The 25,962-nt window shown below is 44.1% G+C and carries 17 protein-coding genes, 2 tRNA genes, 1 rRNA gene and 1 pseudogene (1 of these 21 only partly in view); 15 read left to right on the top strand and 6 right to left on the bottom strand.

All coding sequences use genetic code 11. From position 1 onward, the window contains the following. The 3 genes from CI959_RS10655 to CI959_RS10645 form a co-directional block, all read right to left on the bottom strand. Positions 1-23: transfer RNA gene (locus CI959_RS10655), tRNA-Ala, on the bottom strand; it reaches 51 nt to the left of the window's first position. Positions 24-33: 10 nt separating this feature from the next. Continuing rightward, positions 34-107 (bottom strand) — tRNA-Ile (locus CI959_RS10650). Between the two features lie 150 nt (positions 108-257). Then, positions 258-1,781 (bottom strand): 16S ribosomal RNA (locus tag CI959_RS10645). 887 nt (positions 1,782-2,668) lie between these two features. Here CI959_RS10645 and CI959_RS10630 point away from each other — a divergent pair. The 13 genes and pseudogenes from CI959_RS10630 (at position 2,669) to CI959_RS10575 (ending at position 16,312) form a co-directional block, all read left to right on the top strand. Further along, positions 2,669-3,205, top strand: a complete 537-nt coding sequence (locus tag CI959_RS10630) for a DUF4255 domain-containing protein (RefSeq protein ID WP_057316813.1) — start codon at positions 2,669-2,671, stop codon at positions 3,203-3,205. Between the two features lie 90 nt (positions 3,206-3,295). Further along, positions 3,296-3,955 carry a hypothetical protein gene (locus CI959_RS10625; protein WP_005861445.1) on the top strand — a complete coding sequence of 220 codons (660 nt, stop codon included), beginning with the start codon at positions 3,296-3,298 and terminating at the stop codon, positions 3,953-3,955. Next, positions 3,903-4,346: pseudogene (locus CI959_RS10620) on the top strand (phage tail sheath C-terminal domain-containing protein); the annotation flags it as partial. The gene CI959_RS10625 and the pseudogene CI959_RS10620, both read left to right, overlap by 53 nt. Before the next feature lie 36 nt (positions 4,347-4,382). Beyond that, positions 4,383-4,835: a phage tail protein gene (locus CI959_RS10615; protein ID WP_005861441.1), complete on the top strand. Its 453-nt coding sequence runs from the start codon at positions 4,383-4,385 to the stop codon at positions 4,833-4,835. Continuing rightward, complete coding sequence (locus CI959_RS10610) at positions 4,835-5,338, top strand: phage tail protein (RefSeq protein ID WP_005861439.1); 504 nt, start codon at positions 4,835-4,837, stop codon at positions 5,336-5,338. The genes CI959_RS10615 and CI959_RS10610 overlap by 1 nt, the downstream gene beginning before the upstream one ends. 161 nt (positions 5,339-5,499) lie before the next feature. Next, the gene (locus CI959_RS10605) at positions 5,500-6,156 is read left to right on the top strand and encodes a hypothetical protein (RefSeq protein WP_057316815.1); all 657 of its coding nucleotides are present in this window, start codon (positions 5,500-5,502) and stop codon (positions 6,154-6,156) included. A 5-nt stretch (positions 6,157-6,161) separates the two neighbouring features. Beyond that, the gene (vgrG, locus tag CI959_RS10600) at positions 6,162-7,919 is read left to right on the top strand and encodes a type VI secretion system tip protein VgrG (protein ID WP_036631360.1); all 1,758 of its coding nucleotides are present in this window, start codon (positions 6,162-6,164) and stop codon (positions 7,917-7,919) included. Between the two features lie 12 nt (positions 7,920-7,931). After that, positions 7,932-8,336 carry a GPW/gp25 family protein gene (locus CI959_RS10595; RefSeq protein ID WP_009276510.1) on the top strand — a complete coding sequence of 135 codons (405 nt, stop codon included), beginning with the start codon at positions 7,932-7,934 and terminating at the stop codon, positions 8,334-8,336. Next, the gene (locus CI959_RS21795; RefSeq protein ID WP_249931806.1) at positions 8,333-9,889 is read left to right on the top strand and encodes a hypothetical protein; all 1,557 of its coding nucleotides are present in this window, start codon (positions 8,333-8,335) and stop codon (positions 9,887-9,889) included. The genes CI959_RS10595 and CI959_RS21795 overlap by 4 nt, the downstream gene beginning before the upstream one ends. A gap of 36 nt (positions 9,890-9,925) precedes the next feature. Further along, entirely contained in the window at positions 9,926-11,704 is a 1,779-nt protein-coding gene (locus tag CI959_RS10590; protein ID WP_230327287.1) for a hypothetical protein, read from the top strand. A gap of 12 nt (positions 11,705-11,716) precedes the next feature. After that, complete coding sequence (locus CI959_RS10585; protein ID WP_011966859.1) at positions 11,717-12,457, top strand: hypothetical protein; 741 nt, start codon at positions 11,717-11,719, stop codon at positions 12,455-12,457. A gap of 2 nt (positions 12,458-12,459) precedes the next feature. After that, a complete protein-coding gene (locus tag CI959_RS10580; protein WP_057316817.1) occupies positions 12,460-14,178 on the top strand; it encodes a hypothetical protein in 1,719 nt (572 codons plus the stop codon). A gap of 10 nt (positions 14,179-14,188) precedes the next feature. Continuing rightward, positions 14,189-16,312 (top strand): hypothetical protein, encoded by a 2,124-nt coding sequence (locus CI959_RS10575; RefSeq protein WP_011966861.1) that lies wholly within the window; start codon positions 14,189-14,191, stop codon positions 16,310-16,312. Position 16,313: 1 nt separating this feature from the next. Here CI959_RS10575 and CI959_RS10570 read toward each other — a convergent pair whose 3' ends face one another. Genes CI959_RS10570 through CI959_RS10560 form a run of 3 tightly spaced genes read right to left on the bottom strand, consistent with a single transcriptional unit; the run spans position 16,314 to position 21,314 of the window. Continuing rightward, positions 16,314-17,621, bottom strand: coding sequence for an ATP-binding protein (locus CI959_RS10570; protein WP_005861424.1), 1,308 nt, complete (start codon positions 17,619-17,621; stop codon positions 16,314-16,316). After that, on the bottom strand, positions 17,618-18,205 hold the full coding sequence (locus tag CI959_RS10565; protein WP_005861423.1) for a DUF4157 domain-containing protein: 588 nt from the start codon (positions 18,203-18,205) through the stop codon (positions 17,618-17,620). The genes CI959_RS10570 and CI959_RS10565 overlap by 4 nt, the downstream gene beginning before the upstream one ends. Before the next feature lie 22 nt (positions 18,206-18,227). Further along, positions 18,228-21,314, bottom strand: a complete 3,087-nt coding sequence (locus tag CI959_RS10560) for a contractile injection system tape measure protein (RefSeq protein ID WP_057316819.1) — start codon at positions 21,312-21,314, stop codon at positions 18,228-18,230. 410 nt (positions 21,315-21,724) lie between these two features. On the opposite strand from CI959_RS10560, the gene CI959_RS10555 reads away from it, so the two are divergent. Continuing rightward, a complete protein-coding gene (locus tag CI959_RS10555) occupies positions 21,725-23,017 on the top strand; it encodes a DUF1080 domain-containing protein (RefSeq protein ID WP_057316821.1) in 1,293 nt (430 codons plus the stop codon). A gap of 104 nt (positions 23,018-23,121) precedes the next feature. Further along, complete coding sequence (locus tag CI959_RS10550; RefSeq protein ID WP_057316823.1) at positions 23,122-25,938, top strand: NPCBM/NEW2 domain-containing protein; 2,817 nt, start codon at positions 23,122-23,124, stop codon at positions 25,936-25,938. Positions 25,939-25,962 lie beyond the last annotated feature (24 nt).

Genomic DNA, 25,962 nt, shown 5'->3' with positions numbered 1-25,962 from the left:
CTAGCCAGCTGAGCTAATTCCCCTCATTCGGAGTAGTCCCAGGCAGAGTTGAACTGCCGACCTCTACATTATCAGTGTAGCGCTCTAACCAACTGAGCTATAGGACTGTCAACTTTGCCAAGACTTACGTCCCAGCTTCATCTTTTTCTCTCCGACCGGCCTTCCGGTCATTGATCTATATAATAAACATAATCTCAACAGCAGCACAAGGCGATCAATACCTCGTATGACCTCGGTACGGAATCCTGAAGCTCCAGAAAGGAGGTGTTCCAGCCGCACCTTCCGGTACGGCTACCTTGTTACGACTTAGCCCCAGTCACCAGTTTTACCCTAGGCCGATCCTCGCGGTTACGGACTTCAGGTACCCCCGGCTCCCATGGCTTGACGGGCGGTGTGTACAAGGCCCGGGAACGTATTCACCGCGCCATGGCTGATGCGCGATTACTAGCGAATCCAGCTTCACGGAGTCGGGTTGCAGACTCCGATCCGAACTGAGACGTGGTTTGGGGATTCGCTCCCTGTCGCCAGGTGGCCTCCCTTTGTCCACGCCATTGTAACACGTGTGTCGCCCCGGATGTAAGGGCCGTGCTGATTTGACGTCATCCCCGCCTTCCTCGCAGCTTACGCTGGCAGTCCCACCAGAGTCCTCAGCTTTACCTGTTAGTAACTAGTGGCAAGGGTTGCGCTCGTTATGGCACTTAAGCCGACACCTCACGGCACGAGCTGACGACAACCATGCAGCACCTCGCAAACGGCTATTGCTAGAAAAGGTGTTTCCACCTCGGTCCGAATGCGTTCAAACCCGGGTAAGGTTCCTCGCGTATCATCGAATTAAACCACATGTTCCTCCGCTTGTGCGGGCCCCCGTCAATTCCTTTGAGTTTCACCGTTGCCGGCGTACTCCCCAGGTGGATCACTTAACGCTTTCGCTGTGCCGCTTACAGTGTATCGCAAACAGCTAGTGATCATCGTTTACTGCGTGGACTACCAGGGTATCTAATCCTGTTTGATCCCCACGCTTTCGTGCATCAGCGTCAGTAATGGCTTGGCAGGCTGCCTTCGCAATCGGGGTTCTGCGTGATATCTATGCATTTCACCGCTACACCACGCATTCCGCCTGCCTCAAACATACTCAAGCCCCCAGTTTCAACGGCAATTCTATGGTTGAGCCACAGACTTTCACCGCTGACTTAAAAGGCCGCCTACGCACCCTTTAAACCCAATAAATCCGGATAACGCTCGGATCCTCCGTATTACCGCGGCTGCTGGCACGGAGTTAGCCGATCCTTATTCATAAGGTACATACAAAACGGGACACGTCCCGCACTTTATTCCCTTATAAAAGAGGTTTACGATCCATAGAACCTTCATCCCTCACGCGACTTGGCTGGTTCAGCCTCTCGGCCATTGACCAATATTCCTCACTGCTGCCTCCCGTAGGAGTTTGGTCCGTGTCTCAGTACCAATGTGGGGGACCTTCCTCTCAGAACCCCTATCCATCGTCGGTTTGGTGGGCCGTTACCCCGCCAACTGCCTAATGGAACGCATGCCTATCTATCAGCGATGAATCTTTAGCAAATATCCCCATGCGGGGCCCCTGCTTCATGCGGTATTAGTCCGACTTTCGCCGGGTTATCCCCCTCTGATAGGTAAGTTGCATACGCGTTACTCACCCGTGCGCCGGTCGCCACCCGGTATTGCTACCTGTGCTGCCCCTCGACTTGCATGTGTTAAGCCTGTCGCTAGCGTTCATCCTGAGCCAGGATCAAACTCTTCGTTGTTTAAATTGTTTCTTAATATCCTCGCTCCGGAATCCGTTTATCGTAGTCCAAAGTCATACTTCTATTGACGGTATTAATCCGGAGAATCTCTTCTCCAATACTTGTACTACTTGTTGAATTATGTAAATCTCTCAAAGAACTCTTCTGTCGCTTTCGTCTTGCGAACGTGGCTGCAAAGATAAGGACTTTTATTTTAAACTTCCAAATTATTCCGGAACTTTTTTTCTAAAAGTTTGTTTCATCATTTTGTACCGGCGTTCTCTCTCGAATGCGGGTGCAAAAGTAGTGTTATAAAACATAACCTCCAAACTTTTTCAGCATTATTTTTCAAGTTTTTTTTCAAGACTTAACAAGTTATATAATGTACGTGTGATAAAGCCATACTACTCGATTCTCACCCTATTGGAGACATCCTGTTATAGAGACATAGCGTGCCGCACTTCTACATGGAGGTATATATGATTTATTGAGTGGCGATGTGATAATTTTCCATACAATAAGTGCGTGAATGATACAAAAATATAAATCACTGAACATTAACAGCTTAAAAACACGATTATGTTTTACCGGAAAGTCGTACATGTTTATGAGAAAAGTCGTACGTGTTTTCGAAAAAAGTCGTACGTGTTTTTCCGAAGTCACATAATAGAAAATAAGAGTAGATAAAAAATACACAATAAGCATAGCCCAATCTCAGGATCAACTTTTCTTTCAATCTTTTTCAGGAAACCGCCAAGACGTAATTATCTATGATAATCAAAAAACGATTTTAATTCTTATCACGAATCGAAACGAAGGTAATTTGCTAGAAAGAATTCAGACAATGAAATTATAAAGCAGAAAAACAAATTTATTCCTTACCTTTAGCACAAATAAAGCAAAAGACCATGATACACGTATTAATAAACACACTCGCAGAGAAAATGAACGAATTTCTTTCCAGCTATTATGAACGGGCAGAAATTATAGTGGAAGCCGGAAGTATTGATGCGACTCCAAATGAGGATCAATCGGATAAAATCATACTTTCTATCGTGAATATAGAGCGAGAGACAGCAATGGGAATCTCTGCCCCCTATAGGAACACAAAAAATAACACATTCCAACAAACATCTCCACCATGGTACTTGAATATATATATTATGGTTGCCGCTGTTTTTTCATCTAAAAGATACTTAGAATCTATACAAATATTATTGGATTCAATCTCCTTCTTACAACAAAATTCCATTCTTAAATTACCAGACCAAGGTACCATAATGCTCGAGCCCATAACAATTAGTATGCAAGAACTCAGCAATATATGGAGTATATTAGGAGGGCATTATTATCCATCAATCCTATGTAAAGCACGAATCATATCTTTTGACGGAACAGAAATCAAGGATATAAAACAACGAATATCAAGTCAAAAAATAAATTAGAAATAATGTTATCAAACATATAGTATTTAATATCATGCCATATTCTTTTTATCTACTTTTGGAATATTATAACGATAAAACAAACCAATGATGAAATTTGACTTTTTAATTAACATTATATTTAGCCATGAATATTATAATGAATGTATTCCTTCTGAAATCTTCGAGATAGAACCCAGGAGAACGAATAGAGTCGTATTAGGAGGACCTAAATATCCTTTTAGGCAAACGGGGCGAAATCAATATGCACTAATTGGAGATCGAGAAGAGCTTCTTGATCACCTTTCAACCTCCCCGGATGGTCTCAACCTTGAGTTTCAAGCACATTCAAAAGATCCGAATTTTTTACTGTATACACAATCCCTGCTACCGGAAGAGCTAAATGATTCAGATATACAATTAAGTGTTATCGATAACCGACTGAATCGGCTCAATGTGATCATTCATGTTACCAAAGAATTATTAGAAACGAAATGCCCAATACAGAAAGAAATCCATTATCACACAAAAGAAGCCTATTGGGATTTTATCTTGATACCTCGTAATCCAGAAAATGCGTCAATGGATATTTTTATGGAGGATAATGGACCGGAAAATATTAGCTTCAAGAATCCCGAGCAAATCCGTTTCATGGATAAGGACGTTTTTCGTATCAGCACAGAATATCCGATAAAGATTAAGGAAGAGTCTTATTACCAAAGAAGATCTGAACGTACCGATGAATGGAAAAGCCGTAAACGCGATACGTAGCTTCCCCGGTGAAGGAATCAAGGTTTGGGGTGCCCGCACGATGGATGGTAACTCGTTAGACTGGCGTTATATTAACGTAAGGCGTACGATGATCTTCCTAGAGGAATCGATCAAGAACGCCGCCCGTGCCTATGTATTCGAACCGAATGTAGTAAATACATGGGTAAATATGCGTAGTATGATAGATGGATTCTTACGGGGCGTATGGAAACGAGGTGGATTAGCAGGAACTTCCCCCGAAGACGCATATAGCATTCATATCGGATTGGGAGACACGATGACTCCGGAGGATATTCTGGAAGGTATCCTCAGGATATCCGTATTCGTGGCTATTACCAGACCTGCGGAATTTATCGAGATCACATTCCAACAACAAATGCAAAAAAGCTGATAATTTAAGAATTAAAACCTATTAAAAAATACGAATATGGCAGGAGAAGCACAAGATAATGTATGGCCGTTACCCAGTTTTTATTTTAAGGTAGAATTAGGTAGCCTCGGGGAAATCGCTTTTAAAGAGGTATCTGGTCTGGATATGGAAGCCCAAGTAATTGAGTACCGACATGGTAATAGCCCGGTTTTCTCAAATATCAAGATGCCGGGACTGAAGAAGACGAGCAATGTCAGTCTAAAGAAAGGGGTTTTCAAAGCGGATAACAAATTATTCGATTGGTTTAACAAGATAAAAATGAACACAATACAGCGAGAAGATGTAACAATCAGCTTACTGGATGAAGCAGGAAGCCCTACGATGGTTTGGAAATTATCGAACGCATGGCCGACTAAGGTTACCGGCGTCAGCTTAAAATCCGATGGAAACGAGGCTGCCATCGAAACCTTAGATTTAGCGCATGAAGGATTGACCATAGAAAACGCTTAATGCTAAGGTTTGATCATATTGTCCCTCCTCCGGTAGCGTTTTATTTCAACGTGACTTTCGAAGGATTGATCGAGACCTCTTTCCAAGAGGTCTCGGGACTACAACTTGAAATGGAGACGGAAACGATTAAAGAAGGGGGAGAAAACAGTTTCAGCTATCAGGTGCCTACCCGACGAAAGCACGGTAACCTTGTGTTGAAACGTTCTTTAATGCCTTTGCCTCATGTGCTAGAGACATATGTGGTTAAAGTATTGGAAAATAATGGAAGTGCCCAGATCGTTCCCGTCAATTTAACTATATCATTGCTGGATGCCGGGCATTTTCCCCTAAATAATTGGTCTGTGCTCAATGCTTACCCTGTAAAATGGGACATTAGCGCATTGAATTCCCAAAAGAATGAGTTGGTGATTGAAACATTGGAGATGGCTTATACTAATTTGATCCGTATGTCGATAAGAGATACAGAAGATACGAAAAAAGAACAATTTAAGCAATGGCTATAACTATAAAAGAAATCCAAGTGTCCACAAAAGTGACACAACAGAAAAAGGAACCCGACCTCCCTCTCTCCCGTGATTTGATACAACAAATCAAAGAGGAGATAATTCGTGAGGCCAAGAAAGATTTGTCTAACCTTTTTTCTTGTAGAAAGGAGCGGTAAAACATGAACCAAAAGTTGATCATCGAGGCATATAAATCAATTGAATACAAAGGTGGCGAGAAATTGGGTAGTATCACCGTCCAAATCAATCCGGATAGCTATAAGTTAAGCAAATCTACCTCCTATAAGAAAGACGAAAGCATAAAAGAGGATAAGCAACTACCGGAGTATAAACACACCAACCCCTCCACTCTCTCATTTGATATACACTTCGATGGTACCGGTATTATCCCGACGGGGAAAAAAACCGTGGCAGAAAGGATCAAGGATTTGGAGAATATCATTTTTCTTCCTAGCGCGGAGATCGATCCACCCAGCCCTTGCTTCCTTAAAGTAATTTGGGGGAGTCTCATTTTCAAGGAGAGATTAACCAGCCTAAATTGGGATTACACCTTATTCTCGCCCAATGGCAATCCTTTACGAGCTAAAGGCTCCTTGTCACTAACAGAGGCGATTAGTAGTAGAGAGACACAAGCAAAAAAGAAAAATCAAAAAGCTGAGGGTAAATTCGTTACTTTTAAACAAGGAGACAGTCTAATCGGGTTATGCGCAAAAGAATATAAAAATTCCGGTTATGCTCCAATGATTGCCTCCATAAATAACCTAATCAGCTTTAGAGATATAAAACCCGGAACTCAATTATGGTTCCCTAAAATATAATGAATATGGATAATTCATTTATAATCAAACTATTCCTAAATGGTAAAGATGTAACGGAGCAATACTCCGTAATCAATGCAAAAATATACAGAGCATGTAATAAGATCGATAAAGCAACGATCTCCATCAGCGCTGATATTATCGACAACAGCCAATTTGAAATACCAGACAACAAAATATTCAATCCGGGTACGGAGCTTAAGTTTCAAGCGGGTCCAACAGATAAGGTCAACACCTTATTTGAGGGATGCGTTACAACCCATCAGTTAAAAATCAATAGCGAACAACAAACTCTATTTATTTTAGAATGTAGGGGTTTCGCATATCCTGCAACCTTTGGACGTAAAAATAATGTATATGAAAATAGTAAAGATGATACCGTTATCAAGAAGATTCTGGGACAATACGGGCTTTCCGCCAAAGTAGATAGCACCGGTATAGAAATTCCACAACTGGTACAATATTATTGTACAGATTGGGATTTTGTACTCACACGAGCACAAAATAACGGATTAGTCGTTATCACTGACGGTAAACAAGTCAAGGTATGTAAACCGAATGTATCCGCCTCCCCGGTCTTAACCATCACCTATGGAGATAATTTAATCGCTTTCGATGGTTCTATATCCGCTTCCGAGCAATACACAGATACAAAAGCTTGCGCTTGGGACGTGAGCCGTCAACAAATTATCAAAGCCACCGCCAGCAAACCTCCTCTCAATGTCCAAGGCGATATCGCCGCAAAGGATCTATCCGGTCTGGCAAATGAAGTGATGCTTTATCAAACTAACGCTCCCATCGGCGACGCTTCTTTACATGCTTGGGCCGATGCGCAAGCTTTATGGAGCGGTCTGGCACGTTTTCAAGGCTCCATCACAATTTACGGGAATGCGTCTATTATTCCGGGCTGTATTATCAAATTAGAAGGATTAAGCAAACATTATAGTGGAAACGCATTTGTTCAATCAGTAGAACATACACTACAAGGAGGCGAATGGAAGACACAAGTCTATATGGGTTTCAATCCGGTAGTCATTACCGAAGAGCCCGATGTAGTCGCTCCCGCAGCTAGTGGTTTTTTGCCCGGTATACGAGGATTACAAATAGGGATCGTTAAAAAGATCGGAGATAATAAAGATTTCGAGAATTTTATATTAGTCGATATACCCTTGTTACAATGTGAGAAGACGGAGATATGGGCTCGGCCGGTCAGTCCGTACGCAAGCAATGGGGTCGGCATGTTATTTCTACCGGAAGTCGATGATGAGGTAGTCCTGCAATTCATCAATGAGGACCCCTGCCACCCTGTGATTGTCGGAAGTTTGTACAGTCGCAAACGAAAAACGCCGGTTTCTTTAGATCCAAAAAATAATTTAAAGACAATTGTTACAAAAAACCAGTTGAAAATTACTTTGGACGATGATAAAAAGATTATCACAATAGGGACTCCCGGAGAGAACACGCTCATATTGGATGATGACAAAAAGCAAATTCTGTTATCCGATGCTAATAAGAACAAGGTCTGTATGGATAAAAACGGAATTATGGTAGAATCCGGCAAAGATCTCATATTTAAGGCAAGAGGGAATGTCAAGACAGAAGGAATGGGTATCGAATCCAAGTCTAAGCAAGATTCCAAGATAAATGGCTTGAATATCGAGGTTTCCGCACAAATGGGAGTTAAAGTAAAAGGGTCTGCCACCGCCGAAATATCCGCATCCGGCCAAACCGTTGTAAAAGGAGGCGTTGTAATGATTAATTAAATCGAATGAATTATGCAGAACAAAAATAGTTTTTTAGGTAAAGGATGGGCATTCCCCCCAGAATTCAGCCATAATGATAATCCCACCCGTATGTCTAATTATGAAGAAGACATCCGGCAAAGCTTGGTCATCCTTCTCTCCACTCGCACAGGGGAGCGAATACATCGTCCGGATTACGGTACGGAACTATATCGTTATCAGTTTGAACAATTAGATCTTACCATGGAGACCATGATTAAAAGCGCTATTGAGAAGGCTGTTCTCTTATACGAGCCTAGAGTCTCGCTTGATCGCATAGAAATTAATAAGGCTTCGATTCAAGATGGCATTCTGATTATCGAACTTTATTATACGATACGTATGAATAATGTCCAACAAGAATTGACCTATCCTATCTATTTTGATTCTAACCGATGAATAAACAATGGAATAAAGATGGATTGACAAGAAAAAAATTGGAGAATGATTTCCGGATACATGAGCCTTTTCAAGTACTCGAGAAAAATCTCTCCAATTTATTGGCTCGTGCCTTTTCGAAATCATCCTCTTTATATCATTACCAATCCTTAGCCATACTCAATGAGATCAAGCAAACAGATACAATCGGGATCGAACAGAGTTTCATTTTGTGGCAAAATGAGAGCTCACCGGAAAGTAACAGAGAAATCACCTATCTAAGAAACGCTCTATACCATAAGTTCTCTGATTGGTATCAAAGATTGAATCATCGGATCTTTAGAGATTCCATGTCCGATTTATTTCTGGATATGGAGAAATATAACCAAAGACTTCAGCTAATAACCCTATCCAATCCTAAAACGGTTCGTAGAAGTCTCTACCTATTATTACGTATCCTCCGCAATTTACAAAACAAACGGGAGATTTACATCCAAGAAATCGCTAAAAGCGGAGAGACCGATCCCTCATTAGCTGTTTTAATCGCTTTCTTGAAAAACTATCAATATCTGGTAGATCAGTTCAATAAACGCTGGGAAGCTTATCCGTTATTTTATGTCAACCAAATATTGAAGGAATCTCCCCAAAAAGCGATTATTCCTTCCGCTTGGTTTATCGCCGTGAAAAATAATACCACACGGCAAGCCCAGTTACCCAAAGGTACAGGTATTATAACACAGGTACCATTTCCTGTGCAAGATATCCAATTTTGTTATCGTACGGATGAAGATTATTCGGTCAATAACATGAAAATAACGAGTATACATTCGTTACTATTGGAAAAAGATCCGAAAAAATATCCAGCGAGCCGATTAGGCTTCGTTACGTCCATCTGGCAAAAACAGTTGAATAACAGGATCGGAAACGTTCCTTCTAAGAAGCCCAATCTGGACTCAGAGCTAATCTTTGAGAACCAATCCTCTATACAAGCCGGACTGATGATCGAATCTCCCATGTTATTACTTCGGGAAGGACATCGGGATATACATATCACATTCGGATTAGAAGAAGACTCTATATCATATTTCAAAGAATTAATCGCTACTACGGAACAATCTTCCCACGAAACCGGGCGTGTATTAAACGACGCTTTCCTATTGGAGTTAAGCACAGAGAAAGGTTGGGACCCGATATACGCCTACACCTTGACATTCATCAACGAAAACTCCTTTTATCTGAAATTCGTCCTTAATGAGAAATTCGACCCTACAACACCTTGCTCTGAAGCTCATGGTTGCCAAACACGTAACCCAGCGCTCCGTATATTGATGAACACGGATGCTTGGTTATTCCCCTACTCTTGGGTACACCGTATTTTTATTACTAGCTTAAAGATAAAGGTACATGTATCCGGCATGTCATCCTTGAAAATCTATAATCCTCTGGGAGAAGTAGACGCAAGCGTACATTTCCCTTTATTCGGGTTAGAAGCTCAAAAAGGCTCATGGTTCGCATTCGGTAATTATGAGATAGCGATCAAGCCTATCCAATCCATGGGTATTACTTTGCAATGAGCGGATCTACCTTATTCGGAAGGAGGTTTCTATGATTTGTATCAAGCATATAAGACACCTATCGATAATACCACCTTCAAAGTTGAATGGGAAAAACTAACAGACCAGAAATGGGTAAAATTACCGGAAAGTACATCTTGTCTCTTCAATACGAAAAACAAGCATACTTCCCCTAGGGGAAAGCTCTCGGAGTACAGCGAGATCGTTTACGACAAACCGTTCAAAAACATTACGGTCTCCACGGAAGAAGAGCAATATCAATACACGAAAGCCCAGCAAGGCTTCTTCAGGATTAGACTCACAGATCCGAACGGCGGATTCGGGCAGACGGAGTACCGGATACTCTTTGCGGATATCATGATAAGAAACAGCCATACCCGTAAACAGACCCCGGTGCCCAAACCTCCTTACAACCCTATGATTGAAAGTATAGGTATCGGTTATAGCGCCGAGGAAGAATACTTTTTCAATGGCGATACCCCAAGAGATAGATGCCGTATCTATCATATCCATCCATTGAGGCAAAAGGAATTACATGAAATCGATCTACGTCATCCGTTCCCAATGGTGGAAGTACCCACAGAAGATGGGATTATTCTATTCGGTATTGGTAACTCGATCGGTAACGACCAGATCCGTTTATTCTTCGAGATGGCTGCCTTGAAACGGGAAATCGAAAAAGAATATCTTCCTTGCGTACAATGGTCTTTCTTCAACGGCAAGCAATGGGAGTTTATCAAACCGGGTAATTTACTTTCCGATACAACCGGGAATCTGTTGAATACAGGTTTGGTAGACATCCTGCTTCCCTCACCTATTAGCGAGGAAATGCTTGACATAAATGGAGATTTCTGGCTTTCGGCAAAAGTATCTTGCCACACGCAAAATTGTTCATCCATACGAAATGTCTATCTAAACCCAGTGAAAGCCCGGTTAGAAATCCCCGAAGAAATGGAAGCCCTGATCGGTGAGGAACTCGAAAGCTTCACGGGACTCGTTTCTTTCGAGAAAAGTATGCCGGGACTTACGGATATTTACCAGATCATACCCGCTAAAGGAGGACGTTCGCCGGAAACGCCAGAGGATATGCGGCTCCGGATCACCCAAGAGATGTCCCATCGGAACCGGGCTGTATTGCCTAGGAATTACGAGCAAATAACATTGGCTCAGTTCCCCGAAGTCGAAAAAGTACTTTGCTTGCCCGGAATAGACAGTAAAGCTCAAAACAGGAGCCCGATCGTAACATTGGTCGTGATGCAAAAGGAGAAAGATAAAAAGATCTTGCCTTTATGCGAACATAGGCTACTCATGCGAATCGAAGATTATATAGGTGACAAGACAAGTCCGTTCATTACCGTTGATGCAATCACTCCGGTCTACGAGGAAGTAACCGTTTGCTGTAACCTCCGGATAAAGCCCGGATATCCCGTAGGAGATATACTCCGCCAGACAGAGGCACGCATTAATAATTGTATCGCACCTTGGCGAGATAAGGAAGAGATCCCGGTATTTGGGCTTTCGTTCTCATCGACCGATCTTTATAACTCCATACGAGAGTGTGAAGCCATCGTGGACATTGATATATTAAGCGTAGCGCATGTCGTATATACGGCAAAAGACCAACAAAAGAGCTATTATCTAAACCGCTACCCGGAAGAGGCTAGGCAAAATTTCAACGTTAGCCCTTCCCAACCTTGGTGCATATTAGTTCCTTCTGATAGGCATTTGCTATATATTGACCAAAAAGACGAACTATTGGAACAACTCGGACTCGGATATTTAGGAGTTGGAAGTAATTTTATTATTAACAAATAAAACAAACCGGATATGCCTCGTACAAACAGAAATACACTAAAAGAATACTTTAAGCGCGGAAGTATGCCCAACCAAAAGCATTTCTACGAATTAATCGATTCCATGGTCAATATTTCCGACGACGGGATCGATAAAAATCCGGATGATGGCTTACGGTTAGCTCCTTCCAAGGAAAACAGTCCCGTCATCAGCTTATTCACGAACATACAAGACAATATTCCTGAGTGGAAAATATACCTAGGTAACAATAGCCAACTCCATATCATACGTCAAGGGCAAGATGAACCGATACTATCGCTTCATCCAAACGGTCGTATCGAGATGAACCAACCCGGTATGGATATACGTATCAACGGCAGTCTTTCCGCAACCCGCTTCGACGGCGCGATACGGGGTAAATTTCCCGCAGATGGCGAATGGCATACCCTGCAAATACCAACGGAAGGATGTCGTGCCTACCGCATCATGGCTGGATGCGGTAAGTTAAAAAGCGGACAATACGCATTGGTGGAAGCCACGGCTATCCATTGTTACGGGAAACATCGAAAAATCCGTACGAATCAATCTTGGTTCGGTTCCTTTTTTAACAAGATCAAATTCCGTTGGTACGGCCCCGGACAAAAATGCAAGTTGCAAATACGTAGCGGACGGGATTATGGAGACAACATCTTTGTTTGTTTCCTGATAACCGATTTATGGAAAGATTACCGGATGGATGCCTCCGACCGGAGAAACACCTTTAATCAAGAATAGCCATGGATGATCTGCCCAACCTGCAAGAACTAAAAACGGAGGAATCCATATTCGATAACCTCCAAAAGAATGCCTTGGAAACAATCCGGGAGCTTTCGGGACAATTGTGGACAGACCATGCCCCGCACGACCCGGGAATCACGACTCTGGACATCTTAAATTACGCCTTAAGCGAATTGGATTACCAAATGAGTTTCCCATTAGAACAATATCTCACCGGATCGAATAATCGTTTCAATCCGGAGGATTACGGCTTGTTCAGTCCTGAACGGGTTTCCGGGATGGCCTCTGTGACACCCAAAGATTACCGAGACCATTTTTTAGATCAATTAGATAACACTGATTACTTAATGAACTTATCGGACCTGCAAATCCACCCTTATAGATCCAATGATCAGATCTGCCACGGATGGTTCGACCTATTTATAGAACTCTCGTCCTTTATCTCAGAAGATCAACACAAACAGGAAGAAAAGAAAATCAAGGAAAAGATTGAGGAACTATATCACGCGAACCGGAATTTAGGAGAAGCCCTACACGCAATCCATTTCGTAAGAAGAAAACCTTTATTACTTATTGGAAATATCGATATAGACGGTAGCATCTCTCCGGAAAAAACCTTGATCGCCATTTATACGGAGGCGATTCAATTATTCGCACCGGGAAGTCATTATACAGGTAGTGCGCTTCCCATATACAAGCTTTTCAAAGGGATCAAGCAGATACAAGGGGTTCTATCGATACACTCTTTGGAATTTCAAGGTTTTGAAGAGGGTGAATACGCCTATACATTGGCATTATCTTCCCCTGAGCAAATCAAGATACGACTTTACCAAAACCAACAAGCAGTAGAGATTAATGCCACAAAAGTATTGAATCGTTTGCATTCGCGGAATAATATCAACCATGCGATACGAGAACAGAAAAAACAAGCCAAATCGATCCTCATGGACAGTCGCCATATCCATCTGAATGATTATAGCGTCACAAATGATTTCCCGATTTGCTACAAGGACTCGTTTACCGATTCATTCAAGGCATATCTTTCTATATTCGACCATCTCTTTTCGGAGGGACATAAAGAAATGAACCATCTAAAAGATTGGATGGCCTTAAATATGGGAACCCCCGGTTCCGCTTCTATGGAACAAAACAAAGATCTGCTATTGGATACGTTGGATAAAATCTACGGCGAAAATAGCAACCAGCCTTTTCTCCGCTACTCCCATAAAGAGATAAACCGTCAACGAAGAGTCCGGTTCCTGCGACAACTACCGGAACTTATCCGGGACCGGTATCTAGGCTGTAATCTATTCGACGCAGACTCCCTTTCCGGATTGGAAAGATATCTCTATTCCATACTCGGATGGGAAGATGCGAAAGAGCAAATTTTCATTCTGGAAAACATACTCCTGCATTCACCGAAGGCGACTGATCATCCAGTCCCCTCCCGGGAATTTACCTTAACGGCAATCCTCTCACAAACAGAACGTACGCGGCAACGGCCGGATTTTCAGCTTCGTCTTGAAGAATTCTTGCGAGAGAAGATACCGGCACATCTACGATTCACGGTTCATTGGCTTCCTCCGAAAGAGCTAGCCCTATTTGTCAAAGACTATAAGGCATGGCGAAAAGCGTGGGCCGATAAAGACGACAAAGAGATTGACCGCACCGGAGAAATCTTAAAGAATAATCTGATACGAATAAATATAGAACTTTAAATTTACCCTTATGTCAACCAGATATCGAACTACCTACCACGGCATTTTATTGGGCTTATTACTTCATGTAATCATGGCACAAGCCGTTAACGCCCAAAGAAGTCTCTCGGAGCGATTGGATTATTTCCGGAGTTTAGGAGAGCGGACCGAATTGGAACTGGAAGAGATTCGTACCCCGATCGTCTCCTATCAAGCTCTTATGGACTCGATCACCCAGCGTATCTTAACGGAGCAATGCAGTTATATCGTCTATCCCGCTGAATTGGGGAACGCTTTCACTTTCGTAATAAATCCGGACGCGAACCAAGCGATATTGCGTTTGGGTTATTTACAGTCCCCGAGTTCCTTATTACCAGATCATGTGGAACAATGTGCATATACACCTTGGTTGTTCGGAAACGAGTTATTAACCGCATCCAAGAATAAGGCCAACGCAGATCCTCTCTTCCGCTTCTTCGATGCAATGCCCGGCCCAGTCAAAGTAACGCAAGCTTTGTGGTATTATTTCAATAAAAGAGAACCGGAAAGGATATTGCCTCCCCCTACCGTCGAGAATATGTATTTCTTCAAGGGCAAAACCGGAGATATGGATAATATGCAATCGTTGCTCAACTCCGATAAACAAGGCTATATCATTTGCCCCGTATGGACAGAAGACGTTACAGGAGTTCTGGATAATCCGGACGAGAATCCCTCCATCAGAGGAAGCGGAACGATTGAGTTTTTCATCAAAGAAGCTCCCCTTTCCATCGCCCTCAACATCACGCCTTGGGAAGAAGACGCCATTGGATACCGGGAAACCGATTTCATCCCATTCGTTTACGACACCACTTACACGCAAGCCGTAAAGAACTGGTTGCTATCCGTGCGTGAGCTGCGTCCCTCCACGATTCGTACGTTCTTCTGTTATTTCGATAAACGTAGCAAAGAAGAGATCGCCACACAAAAGAAAAAGGGAAATTGCAGTATTCCCGTATTCAAGGTAGATGGCGCATCATCGGAAACCGAACGCCTATCCGAACGCCTAAGTCAATACAACCAACGAGCTTTTCCCATCGTGCCGTATTGGTTGCAATCCGTATACGAGCAATTACCGGCAGGCCTTATTCGGAAATTCAGCCGGATGGAATATCTAGGGTATGTAGTGGATACAGAAAGCGGGCAACCTAGTCAAGTAAGCGACTGGCAACAACAGGAGTGTCTGGTAGATATGCCCGTTTATTCGGATACGCCTGTCGATTTGCTGGTCCTATTCCGAAACTCAAAAGCGACGAATGATTTCCTAAGATCGAAAGAATCCCAGATGGCTCTTTTAAATAACTTATTCACAAAGGATACCGGCACGATCAACCGGAACCCGTCTCTCCGGAAACTCAACGGCTTGACTCTTTACTTCCCTGATTTCGATTTTAAGCTGGAGAACCGGAGAGAACTTGTACAATTCGTGAAGTCCACCAGTTTCGTAATTGATTCCTTTTGTGTGATGGGTAATAAAATATATAGAAACTACGATTTAAATGTCATATTCCCTATCAAGGAGAAAAAGCATATCGGTTATCTATCCATTCTATTGAAATACCAATTGGTAGACCGCCTTTGTTTTGTCGATTACGATGAAATGGGCGTTCCTGTAACTACTTGCGAAAATCGAGAGAATAAGCAAGAACCAGTACTCAAGATGGTCATGTATGAGGAAGAATGCGAGGTATCCTTACTAGATAATCTTTTCAACTCTTTATTCTATTTGCTAAATCCTTTTCCGCAAGGCGAGCAACTCACCAGTTGCTCCGATGATCTGGCGCAACTGGCAAATACGGAATTCTCCAACCCGATGCTTATTTATTTCGTATTGGGTGATATATTCCTATTTCTCATACTATTAATCCTAATCAACCTGTATATGACATCCAGTAAGTTCTACATGTTGGCACAACATTATAAGCGATATGTCTTGCCTCTATTACTGGTATTCATATCCGAGATCGTATTGGTATTATACCTAATCACCAATATCGTATCCTCGCGGGAAACTTTCGACATATGGACCCAAATGATACTGTTGGCGCTCCCACTCTTCTTTTTTCTCTTAATCATCGTACCGATCGGGCACCGGGAAAGAGAGCCGTTGCCTTAAATCACCACCGGCCCTCTTTATTCAATTCCCGGCGGATCGCCATAGATAAGATATCGGAATCTAGCCGGGGAGTGTCTTGCTTTAGCAACCGAAGGGCACAACGCCGGATCACATTCGAGATGGAGCCACCCGATAACTCATAAGTAGCTGCCATACGAATCATTTTGTCCGCATCCGCAGGTAGCCAAGAAGAGGGAAGCATTCTACGCCATAATTCCTCACGTAAGTCTTGATCCGGCATTGGGAAATAGATAATAGACTGGAAACGACGGGAGAAAGCTTCATCAATATTACTCTTTAAGTTTGTGGCCAAAACAACGGTTCCCGGGAAATCCTCGATCCGTTGCAGCAAATAAGCGATCTCTTGATTCGAATGGCGATCATTAGAAGTGTTCGTCGAGGTTCGTTTACCGAATAAGGCATCCGCCTCATCGAAAAAGAGAATCCAATTCCGGTTTTCCGCTTGGTCGAATACATTCGCAAGGTTCTTTTCAGTCTCGCCGATATATTTGGAGACAATCATGGAAAGATCGATACGATATACATCCATCCCGTTCTTCTTGCCGATCAAGGTCGCGCAAAGCGTCTTACCCGTTCCCGGCGGGCCATAAAACAAAGTGCGGTAACCGGCCTTCAAAAAACGACTCAATCCCCAGTCCGAAAGGATGACTCGATGACCCGTAATCCAATTATTTATCTCTTCCAACTCCTCACGCACATAATAAGGCAATACGGCATCTTCCCAATTCAAAGCCGTACTAATCCGTTTGGCCGGAAAACCCATATTATAGTCCGGCTTATATTCTCCCTCAAAAGATAAACGGTACAAGAAATCCTCCGATATACGCAGTTGTCCGCTCAAGAACGGTTCACCATTCCCGGCTCCTTCCAAGCCAACGACGTGATACATATGGAACCAATGCTCCTCACGAAATAGACGAACCACTTCCAGACGGCGTTCCACACGATCGCCCGCCAACAGGAAAACGGCCGTCTCGCCCGTTGGCAAGAATCCTCCGTGCGATAGTCCTTTCCAACCGCCAAATTCCGTATAAGGACGGTCAAAATTCTTATTATGCACAAAGAAAATATCCAACACCTGCGGAGAAAGATGAGGCATTAAGGCCAACATCAACACCATCCACTCATCGAAAGTAGGATCGACCTGTTCCGGCAACAACGCCTTCCAAAGCGGTCCTGCCTTCGGGAGTGCGATATCATAGACGGAAGATAAATCGCACTCCTGCCGGAAATACAAACGAATAGAGACATCCAATACCCGCTGGAACCAATCGATCCACTCGTTCATAAGACAGAAGCAGCTTTAGCGCCCATCACATCCGCCTCGTGTTCCAAGGATAAATCATCGTTAACGGCCATTCCACCTACCTCGGTAGTAGGCTGCACACGTCCCTCTGCTTGCTGGATGACGTGTGTCAACTCATGTCCCAATAGCTGCTGTCCGGCAGACGTATCCGGTTTGAATTGTCCCGGGGCGAAATGGATATCCGTACCTTGCGTATATGCCAAAGCCCCAACCTCCGGCGCTTTCGATGAATCCGGGTGTACACGTACCGAAGAGAAATCCGTCCCGAAGGAAGACTCCATGCCTTGGATTACATAATCCGGAATCCCTGTCTGGTTCTTCGTTTGCCGTTGGGCCACAAATTTTCCTTGAAGAAGCTCATCCTCATCTTCCACATCCCGCTGAACGGCGAACTTACCTTGCTGCAAATCATCCTCATCCATCGCGTCACGTTGCATAGTTTCCACCATTTTAGCCTGCAAGACAGATTGTACCCGATTATCTTCCATCAATTGTGTTGATTCACCTTTACGGTTTTGAAAGACCTGCGAAGGTCCTTCTTGAATCTGTATCCGATCCGCATTCATAATGTTATCATTTAATAGTATTTTACCGCCACTTTACTCTAAGCATTTTTTCCATCCATGGAGCTTTAACGAGCTTGAAGTTCCAAGGAAGCGAGTCTAATAAGATGTCAAAAGGCTTCTCCTCGACCGTTAGCATCCAATTATCCTCTTCCATTTTTAACATTCCCTTTCTCTGGATAAAAGTTTTTTGAAAACCTTCCCAGCTTGTATGCCTCATCTTGTCCCAATTCATAAGTACCGCTTTCTTCAATTGTTCCATGATCTCCAATTCATTCTCGGTTAAATCACACGAGCGAGGAAGCGGTTCCGGGCTGTTGTCATAGCCCGTCAAGACTTTGTTTAAGAATAATTCTGACTCCGGGATTTCCTTCTCATCCGTCACAAAACATTGGGACACAAAAATAGCTTTCACTTGGCATTCTTTCGATTTAAAGTCACGCCTGTCATCACTCAAGTAGCCTAACCGATTAAAAAGCATTGGCAGGTAGACGGCTATGATCACTAGGCCCGCATTGTCAATAGACACGCCATGGTCTTTTAACTGGCCATTCAAAACGTTCATATTCATATTATTTTTAAGTTGATATATAAAAACTGACAATTCAGGTAAATTAGTTATATGTCGCCCTATAAAAGTCTCGATCTTACGTAATTCCTCCTCTGGCACAGACTCCCTCAAACGCTGCCAAAAGAGGAACAACAATCCATCCTTGGAATAATTCCGGTAAACGTTGCCGGAAAGAGCCTGTAACCACCCCAACCAAAGGTTCTCTTCCAACCCGAAGCTATTGAGACGAAACAAGCGGATTACCTCCTCTACAAGTAAGCGCAAAGCGGGAGTCGCCCCTGTATATAATTCCTCCAATAATTCCATTTTTTTGGAATTGGACGGATAGATAGCGGGAAAAGCAGTACGGATGGGAAGCTCGGGCGCTTTCCCCGGTTTCGTGCCCAGTAAAGCATCCATGGTACGTGTAAACGCATCCATATTCTCCAACATACACTCATGCAATAACAAGCGCAGCCGAGCAGCATCTCCAAATGTACGATTCTCTTTTACATTCGTAAGGTATTGGATCAAGGATACCTGATTCGGAAAAGCCAGACCGTATTCACGGATGACAAGCAGTAATAAGGAAGCGAAGATACGAGCGGCCTCTATCGGTTCTTCCACCCTTATTCCGGATGAAGGAATATCCTTCAATTGCCGTAATTGGTCCAGTAAGACTTTCGGGTTCGTCTTCTCCAAGTCCCTCACGTACTCGAATAGATCGCCCAGCGGTTCATCGGCACGGCCCGTGATTATAAATTGCCCGAACCGATAGGCTTTCCTCTCCTCATTCAACCAAACAGAGAATAAAGGCTCGGGAGATTCCTTATCCATATCCTCGTACAGCAGATCTATTATCTCACGTAACTCTTCCGGGACCCATGGATGTTCCCCATGTGTTCCCTCATGGAAATAGGAGATCAGCTCCCGCACCGTGATATTATAATGGGCAGAGAACTGTCCCAACACCGAACGTACGAATTGTTTCCGGCTAAAAGCGGACAATGGCGCACTAAACAGCACCAGAAAGATAAATTCCCATTTCAACAGCCGGAACTCGTCACCCACCCTTCCTTCCAAACGCCCTTGCTCTTTCCCCTTATCCAGCGTCTGGGCATACCGTATAATGAAATGGCTTTCCACCGGAACGGTTTGCTCGACCACCGAATAGATTTGCTCCTCGCACAAGAAACGGATAAAGCAACGGCACAAGCCGGGATTAGACAACCGATCTTTCAAATCTTCCGGGTAATAAACGGATATACCGGCGGGAGAATCATCGATAGCATTCAAGTACAAAGCAATGATCAATTCCCGAACGGCTGGATAAGCCGTTAGCAGTCCACTAGCCAAGGTACGGTAAAAATATCCCAACAACTCCATCACCGTCAGATTATAATGCGCCGCCAACTCCTTTAACACGGAGAAAGCGAACTGATGGCGGGAATATACGCTTCCACTTCTACCGAGAATAACCTCGAAGATAAACACCCATTTCAGCACCCGGAAATCATTCCCGGCTTTCCCTTCGAGCATGCCCAATTCCTTCTCCTTATCCAACGCTCTCGCATAGTCGATGACAAACGGACTCTCCGCAGGGATCACCTGTTCCACGATCTGGTAAATCTGTTCCTCATTATACCCGGATAAGAAAGTCAAGCTCTTCTCCCGCCGCACGAGCAAAGCCTTCAATTCTTCCAGAGAAAAAAGAGAGAAATTTTTAGTGAATTCCTTTTCCGATAATGTCTCTAGCCGGATATCCTTCAAAAGCGACAGTAACTCGGGCATGAACAAGCGGGTAGAGGCGAACTTATCTAAATCATACGTCAGCATCCCCAGTAAATCCACAAAATAAATGGAATAATAGCCGGATAATTCCCGCAGTGCGTACGTCACCATTTGTTTCCGGTTGAAATAGCCTTGATCCTGAGATAATAAATATCCCCATAGGATTATCCAGATAGCGTTTCTGTAATCATTCTTCCCTATCTCCGGACGCTTTATCTCGGGATAAGAGTCTTGCAAGAAACGGGCATAAGCGTTTATAAACGAGCTTTCCGAGGGTACCACCACATGTACCAAACGTTCTTGATAGATATCATCCAATTGAAAGACTAGACGTTTACGAATGGTAAGCGCCTTTCCCTTCTCACGCAGGAAATGACTTAATTCTATCGAAGATGTTCGTACTAATTTATCCAGAAGCTCCGGTAAGGTGAGTCGCTCCTCTTCCAGCCAAGATTGCCTGATGGGAACAACTGCTATTCGGTCTGGATGCTCTTCTTTACTTCGCAAATAAGAAGCGAAAGTCTCGTCCAGTCTCTCCGCCAGTCTACGGGGGAATTGCTCATAGAATTCATCTTCTTCTAGCTCACCTAGATCCAAATCTAAACTCTCGATCCGGATCAACTCATCTTCCGTATCATAACGGCTTAAAATCTCATCCACGATCCCTTCTAAAGAGGTTCGGTTAAAGGTATCCCAACGACCATATAAATCATGAACGAAAGGTTCCCGATCCGCAACTAAATCTAGTTTTAAGGTGCCTATTGTTATCATATGGTTTGCAGGGTATTTCAGTCTTTATTAGATGCATGCAATATCTATATTATTCTTCGATTAAACAAGTATTATCCAGATTCTTTTCCACAAAAACATATAAAAGTTGATTGTGCCAGAATAAAACTTATGCGTACCTATAGGTAAACCTGATCGGTACCTATTCTATTCTTAAATTATCGCCATTGATTTTACAATCAGCGGCGGCATTTGTATATTCAGCGGCTGTGAATATAAATTCAGCGCCGCCAAATTAAGAAATAGAGCTTATCCGACAAAGAATATATAGGCTCTTGGAGAAGTATTTCCTAGGGAGAGAAGCGTTTTTCCTCCAACAGAGAGAGATATCAAAGATATTTACGTAAATTTGCCATTCAGTTACAATTTATCAACCTAAATTCTTTATTTACATGGAATCTGTAATGAAAAAAACAGCCGCCACAAGCTTGTTAGCCTCTTGTGCGGTATCGCTGGCCTTGTTTTCCTCTTGTGCCAGTCAAGAACAAAACACACTTACTCCCGAGGAAATCGCTGACGGATGGGTCCTGCTTTTTGATGGAAAGACATTGGATGGTTGGAAAGATTACAACGGGACTACATTGACACAGCCTTGGCATGTAGTGGATGGTTGTATCCAAGCCAAAGGTGATGGCAGCGACGCTAGTGGCTACATCGTAACCGATAAAGAGTATGAGAACTTCGAGCTTTCTTGGGACTGGAAATTGTCCAAGGGGGGCAATAGCGGTATGTTGTACCACGTGGTAGAGCGTCCCCAATACGCTGTTCCTTACGTAACAGGGCCGGAGTATCAATTGATCGACGAGCCGAACTTCCCGGAGCCATTGGAAGAGTGGCAGAAATTAGGCGTAGATTACGCGATGCACTTGCCGGATAAATCCAAGATGAAGGTGAATCCGCAAGGCGAATGGAACAACTCCAAGATCGTATTCGATAACGGACATGTGGAACATTGGTTGAACGGACAAAAGATCGTTGAGTTCGAGGCATGGACAGACGATTGGCACGCTAAGAAAAATAGCGGTAAATGGGCCAACGCACCGGAATACGGATTGGCGAAAAAAGGTGTGCTTTGCTTGCAAGACCATGGCTATCCCGCATCTTTCCGCAACTTGAAGATCAAGGAACTTCCCCGTAAGGCCGGTAAGGAAGTGAACTTGTTCAACGGCGTGGATTTGACGGGATGGGAACCATACGGTACGGAGAAATGGTACGTAAAAGACGGCTTATTGGTTTGCGAAAGCGGTCCCGACAAACAATACGGTTATCTCGCTACCCGTGATTATTACGATGATTTCGATCTAACCGTAGAGTTCAAGCAAGAGGCTGACGGAAACTCCGGCGTATTCATCCGCTCTTTCGTAGAGGAAGGCGTGAAAGTAAACGGCTGGCAGGTAGAAGTAGCTCCGAAGGGTCACGATACAGGTGGTATCTATGAGTCGTACGGACGTGGCTGGCTGGTTCAGATTCCGGACGAGAAAGAGAATATATTGAAAGAGGGCGATTGGAACACGATGCGTATCAAGGTACAAGGCGACAACGTACAGACTTGGCTGAACGGACAGGAAATGGTAAACTTGAATGACGAGAAGATCGGAGCCGGCAAAGGCCGCATCGCCCTTCAGATTCACGACGGTGGAGGCATCAAGGTTCTTTGGCGTAATTTAAAACTTACGACATTATAATAGAACGAAACTAGATTATAAACCCAATAAGGTGTTTCAAAAGAAGTCTTTTTGAAGCACCTTATTTTTATCATTGATAACACGCTCTTTTATCACTGGATTTTATGAATAAACTTATCTTTACAGCTATCCTTTCGGGATTTGCCGGTCTCTACGCCATGGGCCAGAACGAGATCCGGCTTATGGACATGGACCTAAATAAATCCTACCAAACCTACGGTGGCGCCGTCAAAGGGAAATCAGTTACCAACGAGCCCGCCTCCATACAAGGAAAAACGTATGATGACGTGATCGGGGTACAAGCCAAAAGCCATATCAAGATCGATTTACACAAGAATGCGTCACGCTTTCAAGCACAGGTCGGGATCGCCGACTCACATATCGATTATACAGATAAAAGCCTCACGGTTATCCCTTTTGTTGACGGAACGAAAATGTATTTCGATACCCGAAAAAACGCCAAGACATTTGTTGGTCTAGAAGGTAAAGACGGAAAGGTACATCCGGGCTCGGTCTTATTTATCTTGAAAGGAGATGACAAGGAGCTTTATAACAGCGGTATCGTCAAACTTGGCGACGCCCCGAAAACAATCGATATCCCCCTAAATGGCATAAAGATATTGGACCTTATCGTAGAGCCTACCGACGATGGCCCCAGCGGAGATCATGCCTTATGGATCACGCCCCAAATAGAGTATATGGAGATCATCCCCTCGATCATCTCCACAAGCTATCAAGGGAAAGGGCCGGAGGTATCATCCGGTACGGAGAAGAAATTACTTGATAAAATCAAGCGATTGCCCCAACAAGGGCTTCCTTTGGAAAACACCTCTTTCGACTGGCTTTTACAACCCTCACGATCCAAAGCCGGCATATATGCGACTCCCGATGGCAAAAGCATCTTATTGTCAAACGGAATGGTAGCACGTATGTTCCGTGTCTTGCCCAATCTCTCCACTCTAGATATCTTTAACCGGATGACCGGAGAAAGTATGCTTCGTGCCGTAAGTAGCGAAGGCAGTTTGACGATTGACGGGAAACGTTGGGAACTTGGCGGGCTGGCCGGCCAGCCCGAGCGCGGATACTTCCAGATGGAATGGGTCGAGCAGATGACTACCCGCTCCGGTTCTTTTCTCATTGAGGATTTCCGCATAGAGGAGCTGCAGGAAGATATCAAATGGGCCAGAAGCCGCTGGGCACTGAATAAGAACGTACCCACAGGGAAAAGACTGACTTTCGTATTGAAAGGAGAGAAAGAAACAGAAGGTGTCACCGTAGAACTCCATTACGACTTATACGATCATATCCCGGTTATCCGGAAAAGTATGGAGGTTACCAACAAGACCCCGCAGTCCATAGATATCGATGCCTTTCAATTGGAATATCTGGCATTCGCCGAACCGGAGTCTCCCGGCGGTGGAGATCCCTCCAAATTCAGGCTCCCGAACATACATATAGAAAGCGATTATGCTTGTGGCGGAGAGTTTACCGAGCAGGAAACCGATATCACGGAGAAATGGGTAGCCGATCCGGAATATACTTCCCAACGCAACTATCCTTTGCTCACGCCTTGCATATTAGACGTATCGCCCAAGCTAGGTCCCGATTATACCCTAGCGGCGGGCCAGGAGTTCAAGTCCTTCAGCGTATACGAGATGCCGTTCGACAGCGATGACCGGGAACGGAAGGGCTTGTTCAAACGACGCTTTCATTATACGGTAGCTCCATGGGCTACGGAGAATCCGATCTTCATGCACCTTACCTCTTCCGATCCGGATGTTATTCGTACCGCTATCGATCAATGCGCTACCGTGGGCTACGAGATGGTGATCATCAGCTTCGGGTCTGGATTGAACGCCGAGGATATCTCGGAAGAAAATATCGCCAAATATAAATCCTTGGTAGATTACGCCCGCGGCAAAGGTGTAGAGTTAGGATGTTACTCCCTCTTATCAAGCCGTTGGATCAGCGACGAGGTGGATGTTATCAATCCCAAGACGGGCAAACGGGGAGGCATGCGTTTCGGTAGCGCTCCCTGCCTGTGCAGCGATTGGGGATATGAGTATTTCCATCATATACGAACCTTCTTCGAGCGTACGGGCATGCGTTGCTTCGAGCACGACGGCTCCTATCCCGGCGACGTATGCGCCTCCACCCACCATACCTATCATAAAGGGCTGGAAGATTCCCAATGGAATCAGTTCCATAAGATAACCGATCTCTATCGTTGGATGTGCGAGAATGGCATTTATATCAATGTTCCCGATTTCTATTTCTTGAACGGGTCTACCAAGACAGGCATTGGTTACCGTGAAGCCAACTGGTCGCTTCCCCGGGACCGGCAGATCATCCATGCCCGCCAATTGAATTATGATGGTACATGGGATCGGATGGCTTCGGCATGCTGGAGCTTCGTTCCTCTCGTGGAGTATCAAGGAGGAGGAGAGGCCGCCACCTTGGAGCCCCTCCACGAACACTTGTTCGAATACAAAACACATATGATGCAAAATTACGGAGCTGGTGTCCAAGCTTGCTATCGAGGGCCACGCCTATATGATACCCCGGAAACCCAAGCGGCCGTAACCGAGGTTATTCAATGGTATAAGAAATACCGCGATATACTCAACAGCGATATGATCCACTTACGCCGGCCGGACGCACGAGACTGGGACGGGTTCATACACGTCAATCCTCACAAGAAGGAGAAAGGTCTAGCCATGTTCTTCAATCCGGCCCATCAAGAGATCACCCGTACGATCCATATTCCACTCTATTATACCGGCCTGACACAAACAGCCCGCATCCGGGAAAAAGAGCAAAAGCCTGTCACCTACAAACTGAACCGGGACTATACGGTGGAGCTTACGGTTAAAATCCCTGCCAACGGATATACTTGGTATGTGGTTGAAGCAGCCGATTAGAACTAAAATGGCCGGGATAATCGC

This window comes from Parabacteroides sp. AT13 (assembly GCF_002272965.1).
Classification (GTDB): Bacteria; Bacteroidota; Bacteroidia; order Bacteroidales; family Tannerellaceae; genus Parabacteroides; species Parabacteroides distasonis.
This window is presented reverse-complemented; position numbering and strand designations above follow the sequence as displayed.